Annotated in this window: 8 protein-coding genes; 4 read left to right on the top strand and 4 right to left on the bottom strand. The window is 37.6% G+C overall.

What is annotated here, in order from left to right; genetic code table 11:
• Window positions 1-186: 186 nt before the first annotated feature.
• The 4 genes from G466_RS0100570 (at window position 187) to G466_RS0100585 (ending at window position 3815) form a co-directional block, all read left to right on the top strand.
• On the top strand, window positions 187-939 hold the full coding sequence (locus tag G466_RS0100570; RefSeq protein ID WP_026811876.1) for a DeoR/GlpR family DNA-binding transcription regulator: 753 nt from the start codon (window positions 187-189) through the stop codon (window positions 937-939).
• Between the two features lie 338 nt (window positions 940-1277).
• Entirely contained in the window at window positions 1278-1901 is a 624-nt protein-coding gene (gene pnuC, locus G466_RS21210; protein WP_034234302.1) for a nicotinamide riboside transporter PnuC, read from the top strand.
• Window positions 1852-2868, top strand: a complete 1017-nt coding sequence (locus G466_RS0100580; RefSeq protein ID WP_026811877.1) for an acyl-CoA dehydrogenase family protein — start codon at window positions 1852-1854, stop codon at window positions 2866-2868. The genes pnuC and G466_RS0100580 overlap by 50 nt, the downstream gene beginning before the upstream one ends.
• A gap of 236 nt (window positions 2869-3104) precedes the next feature.
• Window positions 3105-3815, top strand: coding sequence for an SDR family oxidoreductase (locus G466_RS0100585; protein ID WP_026811878.1), 711 nt, complete (start codon window positions 3105-3107; stop codon window positions 3813-3815).
• Between the two features lies 1 nt (window position 3816).
• Here G466_RS0100585 and G466_RS0100590 read toward each other — a convergent pair whose 3' ends face one another.
• From G466_RS0100590 to G466_RS0100605, 4 genes are all read right to left on the bottom strand, one after another.
• Window positions 3817-6567 carry a PD-(D/E)XK nuclease family protein gene (locus tag G466_RS0100590; RefSeq protein WP_026811879.1) on the bottom strand — a complete coding sequence of 917 codons (2751 nt, stop codon included), beginning with the start codon at window positions 6565-6567 and terminating at the stop codon, window positions 3817-3819.
• 196 nt (window positions 6568-6763) lie between these two features.
• The gene (locus G466_RS0100595) at window positions 6764-8125 is read right to left on the bottom strand and encodes an OmpA family protein (protein WP_026811880.1); all 1362 of its coding nucleotides are present in this window, start codon (window positions 8123-8125) and stop codon (window positions 6764-6766) included.
• A gap of 113 nt (window positions 8126-8238) precedes the next feature.
• The gene (gene kbl, locus G466_RS0100600) at window positions 8239-9432 is read right to left on the bottom strand and encodes a glycine C-acetyltransferase (protein ID WP_026811881.1); all 1194 of its coding nucleotides are present in this window, start codon (window positions 9430-9432) and stop codon (window positions 8239-8241) included.
• Window positions 9433-9440: 8 nt separating this feature from the next.
• Window positions 9441-12563 carry a UvrD-helicase domain-containing protein gene (locus G466_RS0100605; protein ID WP_026811882.1) on the bottom strand — a complete coding sequence of 1041 codons (3123 nt, stop codon included), beginning with the start codon at window positions 12561-12563 and terminating at the stop codon, window positions 9441-9443.
• Window positions 12564-12663 lie beyond the last annotated feature (100 nt).

Here is a 12663-nt window from a genome sequence, read left to right on the forward strand (position 1 = left end):
GGGGGTTTGGCTAATTTTTGGTTTCATATTATTTTATTTTTAGGTTGCCAAAACATTTTAAACCTAATTTTGATACCTTCGTAGAGATCTATTATTGCAATCGCTGTAGTCTTACTCGCGAACAGTGGTTAAAAGCAAGTGGTTGTTAATAATAAATAATTCGTAATCATCGATAAACCAATAGTCATGAAAAGACACCAAATTATATTAGAGAAACTAGCCCAAGAAAAGTATGTCGAGGTCTTGGATCTTTGTAAAATATTGGGAGTTTCAGCCGTAACCATTAGGAAGGATCTTAAGTTTCTAGAAGAGAAGGGATTGTTGTTTCGCACCCATGGTGGAGCGTCATTGGAAGACCCATATATTAACGATAGGCATGTAACGGAGAAGGAAAAAATATCTGTAGAAGAGAAAAATGGTATCGCTCAGGCGGCGGCAGCGCTTATTGTTGAAAACGATTCTATTTTAATCGGATCTGGAACAACAGTACAGGCATTAGCTAAATTTTGTAAACCAATTGGTAAGTTAATGGTAATCACTTCTTCTGTTCACGTGGTATTGGAACTCATAAAATTTAAGGATGTAGATGTACTGCAATTAGGAGGATATGTAAGACATAGTTCTGCCTCCGTAGTTGGTAGTTATGCCTTGCACATCTTGGAAAATGTTTCCTGTAGTAAGTTTTTTTTAGGGGTAGACGGAATAGATTTGGAATATGGCCTTACTACCACTAACTTGGAGGAGGCCCAATTAAATAGGAAGATGTTGTCCTCTGCTCAGAAGACTATAGTTCTGGCAGATTCTTCAAAATTTGGTAAAAAAAGTTTTGCTAAAATAGGTAACCTCGATCAGATAGATCACATCATTACTGATAAGGGGGTGTCCACTACAGTATTGGATAAATTGGAAGATATAGGTATTCAAGTTACTATCGTCTAAGAGTGAAGGTTACCCAATAAAGATTCTCTAGTTTGGGCTCGCCTATAGATCAGTGTGTAGTTGACACTGTTTATTATCAGTAAATCTTAAAAAAAAATTCAGGGTGTAAGGTGTGGGGGATTATAAAAATTTCTAATTTCTGCTTAGTTTATCCATATTAATCATAGCTTTGCCGCTAAAATGGGGTGCTTGCTAATTTATGTAGGCTGAGATGATACCCAAGAGCGCTTTTACGCTGTACCTGATCCGGATAATGCCGGCGTAGGGATTTTAGTTTATGGATGTCCATAGTACTTCTCTTGATTCATCGTCCCATCTCATTGCTTAAAACAAGATTAATGATTGTGGACATTTTATCAAATCTTACCTTATTGGAGGCGTTGGGAACTGCCTTTGGAATTACTCAGGTCCTTCTAGCTAGAAATAATAATGTTAATAATTACCTATTTGGTATAGTATCTATTTTACTGGGGATATATGTGCTGTATCATTCTAAATTATATGCAGATATCCTATTGAGCATGTACTATTTTGTAATGAGTATTTACGGCTGGGTATATTGGAAATTTGGAAAGCATAAAGAAGAGGCCCCTATTTCCGGTTCTACTACTCAAGAACATCTAAAAGCGCTTGGTATTGTATTTGGCTGTTTTCTTTTAATGGCCTATTGGCTGCGATACCATACCAATTCCGATGTTCCATTTTGGGATGCTATTGTAGTAGCATTCGCCTGGGCAGGAATGTGGCTAATGGCGAAAAGAAAACTTGAAAATTGGATATATCTTAATATCAGTAATATAATTTCCATACCTCTATTATTTTATAAGGGCTTATACATCTACGCAGGTTTAACCATTTTTTTATTTATTGTGGGCACTTCTGGGTATTTAAAATGGCGTTCAATTGTTAGAAATGAAAGACAAGAAAAATATCACCAGGCTAAGGGAGCTATGCTTAAATAAAGACAGTTTCCCTAAGGCTGTTTTAGACTGGATTGAAAAAGAAAATTTTTGGAATATTTGGGTGCCACAAAAACATGGTGGTCTTCAAATGTCCTTGGTTGAGGGGTTGGGTCAGCTAAAATCGCTTGCAAAGATTGATGGGAGTCTAGGTTGGACAGTTACGTTATGCAGCGGGGCCAATTTTTTTATTGGCAATCTGCAGCCTGCAGTGGTGCAAGAAATCTTTGGGGTAAATGCGTCCCAGATTTGCTTTGGAGGTAGTGGAGGTGTGTTTGGTACGGCGGAAAAACAAGGAGATTCCTATATCATCTCGGGGAGGTGGCATTATGCCACGGGAGCTGACTACCTCTCCCATTTTACCTTAAATGCCAAAATTATGAAGAATGGTACAGCATTGATTAATGAGGATGGTTCCCCTATGATTCGATCTTTTGTACTTCCCAAAAATAAGGTCCAAATTATAGAAAATTGGAATACCATGGGATTAAAGGCTACCGTAACCCATTCGTTTGATGTAAAAGAAGTAATGGTTAATGAAAAATTCAGTTTCCTTTATAATCAAGTGCTGTTGGATTATCCAATATTCAAAATTCCATTTTCTGTTTTTGCCGATCTTACCCTTTGGGTAAATTATATTGGAATGGCTCAACATTTTTTGGAAGAAGCTACTGCAATCTTGCCAAATGAGCAGTTAAATAAGTTAGAAGACACTATAGAACAGGCGGATACATATATAAGTGGATTTGCTCGGGAGATAGAAGCTACAATTGCCAATCAATTAGTTTGTGTGGAGGACAGCGTAGTAAAAATCCACTCCCGAGCAGCAGATTCTGTTCAAGCTATCACAAAATCCATTATTGAAGTATATCCATTGCTTGGAGTTGGTGCAAGTCGAGAGAACAATCAGATCAATCAAATTTTTCGGGATTATTTTACTGCCACTCAGCATCATATTTTTACTCGCTAGGTGAGCATAGATTATCCGATGGGGCCTGCCCGTACTGTATAAGCGGGCCAGCCCGTATCCGCTCCGTGTGTGTTGATCTATAATCGGTATTATTCGTCTGATGATAGCTTTTGGGTTTTACCTGGGTAATTATCTGGGTAGAAATAGTAGCATTAGCCGATTCTTTAAGAAAATTATAACGACTTATTTTTCGTCTTCATGACTTATAATTTTATCTTGAGCTAAAAGATAAAAGAATGGAATTAAAAGGAAAAGTGGCCTATATAACAGGCGGATCAAAAGGAATAGGGTACGGAGTTGCCCAAAGATTGTTGGAAGCAGGAATGAAAGTTGCTGTTAGTGGTAGAAACTTAGATTCGGTAACCAAAGCGGCCAGGAAATTAGGAACTGAAGAAAATGTGCTTGCACTCGAATCCGATGTTACTAAGCTAGAGGATGAGAATAACGCTATTTCTCAGATTGTTGCTAAATGGGGAAGTGTAGATGTGGTGCTCGCCAATGCTGGTGTAGGTCACTTTGCACCCGTAGATCAACTCTCTGATGATCATTGGCACCAGATGATGGATACTAACCTAACTGGGGTGTTCCACACGCTAAAGGCCTCCGTAGAGTCTCTAAAAAAGAGTAAAGGGTACTATATTACTTTAGCAAGTCTTGCAGGCACTAACTTTTTTGCCAATGGTGCGGGCTATAATGCCAGTAAATTTGGTGTGGTAGGATTTACCCAAGCAGCTATGTTGGATTTAAGAGAGTATGATATAAAAGTTTCTACCATAATGCCTGGATCCGTAGCCACTCATTTTAATGATAATGAACCTTCGGAAAAGGATGCATGGAAAATTCAACCAGAAGACATAGGGGATTTGGTATTGGATCTTTTGCGCATGAATCCGAGAACCTTACCTAGTAAAATTGAGGTAAGGCCAACGAGACCTGATAAGAAATAAGCTAAACTTCCTTTTCAGTAAGGGGAATGTTTGGATTGCAGATTTCGGCTATAAGCTGATTTAAAGCAGTGGTAAAAAGGGCCATAGTTTCTTGGGTAATTTGATTATCCTTGGATCTGCTGCCCTTCTTCTCTTTAGTGGCAAAGCTTAAAACACCTGAGTTTAAATTTTTAAAGGAAATAATACCTGCTTCTATACTGTGGATTGGAGTATTAGCGTAATACATTAAAGCGTAACATAGTAGCTGAAAAGCTTTGCTGTATTCGTACTCCTCTATAAGTGAATCCCATTCCACTAGCTCTACTTGAGGCTGGGTTACCCTGCCAGTTTTGTAATCTATAATTCTAAGAATCCCATCTATCTCATCAATACGGTCTAGCTTTCCTTTTAAAATAACAGGGAACTCTGTTCCTGGTACAGAAAGTTCTAACCTAAGATTTTCTTCGATCCCCAAAATTCTTATTTTGTGCTTTTTTATTGTGTCCAGCTCTATTGCTAGAAAATTGGAAATATATCTTAAGACCACTTGATAGGCGATTAAATTTTTCCCTTTGGAAATATCCCCTTCCGCAAAACTTTTCGCAAAATGATGTAAGACCGTAGTTTTTACCTTCCCTTGCATGCTTTTGATCATGGTGGGATCTAAAAATTGATTGATGTAAGGTTTATATAAATCTTCCAAGCTGTCATGCACAATGGTACCAAAGGTGTTACTTGCCACCGTTTCCTCCACTTCCATCACATCGTTTATTCCCAAAAGGTTTCTTTTATAGAAATCGATTGGATTACGTATATAATTGCTTAATGATGTAGGGGAAAAGCCATTGGATGCATGTTTTTTGATCAAATCCATAAGTGCCAAATCCTTATTTATAGATTGCAAGGTTTTAGGGGCGGTGTGTATCTCGGGAGCTGCAATAATTTCGTTTATTTGCGGAATTTTGTTCTCGTCTGTAAGTAGCTGTATGAGGAGCCTACTCTTTTCACCGCCTTCCAATACATCAGGCTCTGTATTATATACAAGATATATATTTTTCGCTCGCTGTAGCAGTCGATAAAAATGGTAAGTATAGACCGCATCCTTTTCCTTGTAGGTAGGTAGTTGGTAATACTTTTTTAAATCAAATGGAATAAAGGAATTATTAGATTTTCCCGAAGGAAGTATATCTTCGTTAACGGAGGTCAATATTATGGTCTCAAAGTCTAGCGCCCTACTTTCTAACATCCCCATTATCTGCAATCCTTCTAGAGGCTCTCCTTGGAAGTCTAGAGTTTCCGTTCTTAGTAACTCGGTATATAAGCTCTCCATGGATCTTAAATCGTTTATAAACGCATATTTTATTACCATTTCCTGGAGCTGGTTGAAAAGCGAATAAAACTTATAAAGGTATTCTAATCCCAAGTGATCTTTAGAACTTGAAAATTTGTCTTTTAATTTAAGTATTATTTCTTGACAGTGGACTAGGAATTTAGCCCCGTTTAACGGCCCTTGATAGAAGAATAAATCTATAAGTTCAAGAATATCCGGAGCAGCGGATTTTAGGTTATTCGAATTTACAAAGGCCCAGTTGTTTTTTTTAATGGTGTCTACCAAGAGGCTGGCATTATTTCTTCTTTCCTCGGTAAATAGTATTTGGATATAGGGGTGCGACAGAAAATCGAGAATTTGTTGATAATACCACCCTTCTCCATCTCTTTTTAGGTATAGATCTAGGAATTGGGAAAATAAGCTTGCAAGCGGCGTACTGGTTAATGGGTAGCCCATGGTAATATTTACCGTATCTATTTCTTGGGGAATTGAGTTCAAAAGTGGATTTAATAGGTTTTCGTCACCAAGTACTACGGCTGCGTTCTTAAGGATTTCTGGATTTTCCTGATGTATTTCTAATAGGAGGTTGCCTACATATTTCATTTGGGAAACATTTTTAGGCACACCTATGATGTTAATATTTTTATTTTCCGAGTAATAGTTGGTAACACCCTTTAAAGGTTTGTTCTGCAACCAAGTCCAAGTCTTTTGGTGTTGTCTTATAAAGTAGCCTGCATCATGTACTGGATCATTTAGAAAATAAGGGTCGCTGTCCCAGAAAATCTCCGCATTACCTTTAGATAGTATTTCCTGAATAATGAAGGATTCGGCGGTATTAAGGGCATTAAAACCGACAAAAATATGGTTTTTGTTGCTATTGCTACTTATGTATTGGGGCAGTTGCTCACAGGCGGTGCGGTAAATTAGTCCCTGATGGCCTAAGTTCTTTTCTTTTAGTAGTTGGTTAAAAGCGGTATAGAGTGGATGTAACTGGTTCCAGAACTCGATATAGTTGCTTATGATTTCGCTTTTGTCCTTTTGTAAAGACCAATGGTTTATTTCCTGTATATCTGCTAAATAGGAAAAAATATCTTTTGTATCTATTAAGTATCGATCTATCTCATTAAAATCCTGGAGTAGGATCTGTCCCCATTTTGTAAAAGAGGAAAAGTTATCCTTTTCCTCCGCTTCAAGGGTTAAGTAGGCTTTGTACAAGGTAAATAATTGTTCGGTACTATTGGCTGTTTCCAATTCGGAAATATGCTCTACAAAGTTTTCAATGCTATAAATTTTCGGAGCAAAACAAGTTTTGTTAGCTGTTTTTGCCAAAGTAGTTCTTAAGACCGTTCCTGCTCTTTTGCTTGGAAGTATCAATACAACATTATCTAGGGAAGGGTAGGTGGTTAAAAGGTGGTGTACCAACTGTTGAAGAAAACTTTTCACAAATATATTTTTTGGTAATTGATCTATAGGCTAAATATAGGGTATAGATTGGATTTAAATAAGTAGAAGTTGGTTTAAAGTTTTGTCAAAATGGGTTTCGTAATCCAGTTTATAATCACTTTTAAATTCAAGTTTAAGCAAAAAAAAGCTCCGCGATCGCGGAGCTTTTAAATATAGTTTTAGAAATAACTGGTAATTACTTTACCAAGTTAATTTCAACTCTTCTGTTTTGTTCTCTTCCTTTAGCTGTATTGTTAGTAGCGATTGGCTTATCCTCACCGAAACCAACTGCAGATAACCTGAATTCTTCAATTCCTTTGTCTACTAAGAACTGCTTAACAGAAAGTGCTCTAGACTCAGAAAGTTTTTGGTTCAAAGAATTGCTACCTACACTGTCGGTATGTCCTTCTACAGTAAACTTAGCAGTTGGGTACTCATTCAGTATAGTAATAATGTCTACCATTACAGATGTAGAAGAAGCTTTTATAGAGGATTTACCCGTATCAAATAAGATAGTTTTAGCAAATTCATTCAATTGCTTTTGAACTTCTTCAGTAACTTCAGGACAACCTTGGTTAGCTACAGTCCCGGCTACTTCTGGACACTTATCGTCTTTATCCAACACACCATCTCCGTCAGTATCAGGCCATGGACATCCTTTGTTTTCAGCAGGACCAGCTTCGTTAGGACACTCATCATCCTTATCGGCAACACCGTCACCATCAGCATCAGGACAACCATTTAAAGCAGCAGATCCAGCTTCGTTAGGACAAGCGTCATCTTTGTCAGCAATACCATCACCGTCAGAATCAGGACAACCGTTCATTTCTTTTGAACCCGCTTCGTTAGGACACTCATCATCCTTATCAGGAATACCGTCTCCGTCAGAATCAGGACAACCATTAAATTCAGCTAAACCAGGAACTTCTGGACAAGCGTCGTCTTTATCATAAACACCATCACCGTCTGTGTCAACACCACCAAATTTAATGGCAAGACCAGCTAAATGCTGAAAATGGGTAATTGCTGCAGGGCTGCTTGGCGTAGCATAATCTTCAAAAACATGCTTATAAGCAGTCTGTAGGGTTAGGCCTATGTTATCTGTGAACCAGATATTAAGTCCAACACCACCATTAACAGTACCAGCACCTATTTCATCCATCCAAGTATAACCACCACCGATTTCAACGAAAGGATCAATTACAGTGTTGTTTAAAAATGCATATTTAATAGTACCATCTACAGCGTAATGAGAAAGGTCGTCTACCTTCATATCACCCCATTTATCAATGCGGTTTAATGAACCTCTTGCTCCAATAGAAAAACCACTACCAACGTATTTGGATACTCCAACATACGATATAGAAGGTAACATATTCCAGTGCTCGGACACATTGAAAAACTCCTTACCGAAGCTGCTAACATCTCCGGTTGGGAAAACGTCAATTGCGTTAGCTCCGAAACTTACTTGCCAAGGATTATTTTCGTCTTGCGCTTGTACGTTGTTGAAACCTACGAAGAGTAAGGCAACAACCAATAATTTGCTAAGATGTTTCATTTTTAATTTTTTAAGTTTAAGTGTTTATTAGCTGCAAATGTAAGTTGTTAATAACTATTAACAAAATCATTTAATTAGTTTTTTTAACACAAACAGCATGTTGAAAGCCTCATTTAAATTATATTTAAGGTTTTTCCAACTTCTGTAAACGCTTTAATTGCGTGATCTAAATGGGCTCTCTCATGTGCAGCAGATAGTTGCACTCTAATCCTTGCTTTTCCTTTGGGAACAACTGGGAAAAAGAAGCCAATTACATAAATTCCTTTTTCCAGTAACATTTCTGCCATTTTTTGGGATAATTTGGCATCGTAGAGCATTACTGGAACAATGGCAGAATCTCCATCAATGATATCAAAGCCGGCGTTTTTGATGCCCTCTTTAAAATACTTGGTGTTTTCGTCTAGTTTTTCTTTTAGGCTATTGTCTCTTTCTAATATTTCAAAAACCTTTAGAGATGCACCTACAATTGCTGGAGCTAGGGAGTTGGAGAATAAATAAGGTCTAGAGCGTTGTCTTAATATCTCAATGATCTCTTTTTTACCTGTGGTATATCCGCCCATAGCGCCTCCCATTGCTTTTCCTAAGGTTCCCGTAATGATATCTACTTTGTCCATTACATTCTTTTCCTCTAAGGTGCCTTTCCCTGTTTCTCCAATAAAACCAGTCGCGTGACACTCATCTATCATCACCATGGCATCATATTTGTCTGCTAACGCACAAATTTCGTCCAAGGGTGCTACTAGTCCATCCATTGAGAATACGCCATCGGTTACAATTATTTTGAACCTGGCCTCATCTGCATTGGCCTGTTTTAATTGAGCTTCTAGATCTGCCATATCATTATTGGCATACCGGTATCGTTTTGCTTTGCACAGTCGCACCCCATCTATAATGGAAGCGTGGTTTAGTGAGTCCGATATAATGGCATCCTCAGGACCTAATAAAGGTTCAAAAACCCCACCATTGGCATCAAAGGCAGCAGCATATAATATAGTGTCCTCTGTACCGTAGAATTCTGCTATCTTTTTTTCCAATTGTTTGTGGATGTCTTGGGTTCCGCAGATAAAGCGCACGGACGACATACCAAAACCATGGGAGTCCAAGGTATCCTTTGCCGCTTGTATTACCTCTGGGTGGGAAGATAGTCCTAAATAGTTGTTAGCGCAGAAATTGATTACCTCTTGCCCTGTATCTATTTTTATGACTGCCCCTTGCGGTGTGGTAATTATTCTTTCTTCTTTGTATAGTCCAGCCTCCTTAATGGCCACTATTTCTTCCTGTAAATGTGATTTAATTTTTCCGTACATGATTCTTGTTAAATAATAAAGTCCAATATAATATCCTTGTTGATATATACAATGATTTTGTCCTCAATTTTATATCCCATCCCTTCCAAAGCATCTGCATATGCATAAAGTTGCTGGTGATAACTGCTGTTTTTATTTCCAGTTTTATAATCGATTATTGTGGCTTTATCGTTGTTCAGTACAATTCTATCCGGTTTTAAAATTTTGCCATCCATGGTAAGAATGTCCTGTTCATTCATTATAACTAGATCGTTGTTATAATATCTGGATAACTGGGGATGCTCAACAATGGAGGAGACCTTTTCCATTATTTCCTGGTGGTCATCTTGTGAAAGGTCCCCACTCTTAATGGCGCCTTTTACAGCACTATCAATATCTGCCTTTGTTTTTATTAGGCCCATTATTAAATGGACCAGATTCCCCTTGTTTATGGCGGTTTCCCTTTCAGTGTCCCATAACGCTCCAGATTTCGTTAGGATGCGGAATTCTGGGCGGTCCTTATAACTATAAAGGTAAGGAATGTTTTCTTGTGTATCCTTAGGGTTTAAAATACTGCTTGCAAGGTCTAACTCTCCAAATTGGTATAGCAGTTGGCTTTCTTGCCATAATCCCTTTTCTATAAGATAATGGATAAATAAACCGGAATAATATTTTGTTTTATGTTCCCCTTTTTGCGTAAGGTCTTGCTTGGAAATAATATACAAACCTTTCTCGGCCCTAGTTAAAGCTACATACAAGAGATTAAAGGCATCTAGCTCCAGTTTGTGCTGCTCCTCATTATATATGGTCTCCGACGTTGCGCCATAGGTAGGTACTTCCTGATTTTTATTGATGAGCAGTTCATGGAAGCCATTAAAAGATTCGGCCGGAACTGGGATCCATAGTTTAGGGTTTATTTCTTCGTATATATTGGAATTGGCAAAGGGAAATATTACAATGGGGAATTCTAGGCCTTTGGACTTATGGACGGTCATAATCTGCACAGCATTCACGTTCTCGGGAGCGGTGATGCTCAGGGACTTTTTTTTCTTTTCCCAATGCGCTAAAAATACTTGGCTATTAGCGCCATCCTTTTGTTCTACCTCTTGTACAACATCTAATAGATAGGTAATATAAGCATCTGAACTTTCCGCTAGATCAAATTTCTTAATGGCCAGTTCCAATCCATCGTAAACTGAGGATTGCTTTAATGTTTCAATATTAAATCCATAGTGGTCCCTTAATAAGATGGTGACCTCTTCTAGATGAGTGTGAATATATTTATGTAGATTATTTTCGCCCTTATATAGAAATGAGATGATGTCAAAGCTAATTTCTAAATCCGTTGGTTGAAGGCTATAACGAAGAAGGTTAATTAAAAAACGAACTTTGGGATTGCTGTTCAGTAATAGGGTTTCTGATGAAATTATAGGAATATTACGTTGCATTAGAAAGTCTGCTAATAGGATCCCTTCCTTTTTCTTCCTGGTAAGGATACAGATGTCCTTAAGGGAATATTTCTTTTCCAAAACTTGTTCCAAAGTAGTTAATACTGCTCTACAATATAACTCTCCCTCATCTACCTCTACCTCTGGATCTATAAATGACAGTTGAACCATTCCTCCCTTTTTACAGTTGTACGCTTGTTGGTTGCCATCTATAAACAATCTATTATAGGTGCTACTTTCTAAAAAGGGACTAGTAAGAGTGAAAAAATCATTATTAAATTTTATGATCTCTTCATGACTTCTATAATTGGCAGGAAGGTTAGTTGTTTTGGGTGGAAATACAAACGGATTTTCCTTTGTGTTGATCAGATTTAGAAATTGCTCTGCTCTACCACCTCGCCAGCGATATATGGCTTGTTTGGCATCACCTACAAGCATTAGGGAGCCAACTTTCCCTAGATCATCCTCGCTTTCCAAAGCATTGCTTATCAGTGGAGTAAGGTTGTTCCATTGCATTTGGGAAGTGTCCTGAAATTCATCGATAAAATAATGTCGGTATTTCTCACCTATTCGTTCATATATAAAGGGTGCCGGCTGGTCTTTTATCTCATTGGAGATAAGGCTGTTGAAGGAAGAGATTGGTAGGAGATCCCGTTCCAGTTCTAAAGCCTTAATCTCTTGTTGTATTGCGTTTAAAACAGTTAACGGAACTAAATTGTTATAGGCGTTCCGCATTAGAGAAACGGAAGTGTTGTTTTGCTTAATACGTTGAAAAAATATACTGAACTGAGGGTGGAGGCCGTCTAAAATATCTTTGATGCCCTGTGGGCAACTCTTGGTATATAAGGAATCCGAATCAAAATTTTGTTTCCATCCAGCTTTAAAGTCCATCTTTAAATCTCCATCGGCAATTTTTTGAATGAATTTTGGAAAGTAGCTCGACTTAAAATTATTGAATTCCAAGCCATTTTCATCCATTATGCTTAAGATGCTTTGGGCATCTTCCTTAATTTCTACCTCTAATATTTTTATGTTTTGTATTAAGGTCGATTTAAGAATAAGAAAATCTTCTATATTTTTCCCTTCCAGTTTTTTAAGATGGGGATGGTGATTTTCATTAAAAAGCAATCTTCCTACATTAAGCAGGTCAATACTGATATCCCAACTTTTATCTTCGTCAATTTTTTCTAATGCAAAATCTATCAGAACTTTTGTTAGCTCTTTGTTGCTGCCTGCTTTATTGAGTAGTTTGGCAATTGCCTCGTCCAATAAAAGGTCGGTATCCAATATTACTTCAAAATTTTGTGGCAACTTTAAATCCTTTGCAAAGGTTCTAATGAGCCGGTGGGTAAATTTATCGATGGTAGAAACGTCAAAGAAGGCATAGTTGTGCAAAATTTCTTTAAGTGTCTGCTTGGCTCTATTCTGAAGTATTTGGATTTCAACTCCCAGCTCTTTGGATATATCCAACAACATTGGGGGAGCTTCAGAGGTATTGCCAAGTTTGCCAAATGCAAAAAGGCTGCCCAAGATACGCTGCTTCATTTCATTTACGGCCTTATTGGTAAATGTAATCGCAAGGATATTTCTATAGCTTTTATTAAAATCAGAGGAAAGAATAATTTTTAGGTATTCTTTGGCAAGGGTATAGGTCTTTCCTGAACCAGCGGATGCATTATAAATTTTGTACGGAGCCTCTTGCACGTCGTTTTAGTCGCAAAATAAGCAATATTCAATAGTTCTTAACAAATATTTAGCTGAAAATCTGACTTAATTTGTTAATTTTGGGAAACAACATTATTTA

Origin of the sequence: Arenibacter certesii DSM 19833 (assembly GCF_000429545.1) — a bacterium.
GTDB classification, from domain to species: Bacteria; Bacteroidota; Bacteroidia; order Flavobacteriales; family Flavobacteriaceae; genus Arenibacter; species Arenibacter certesii.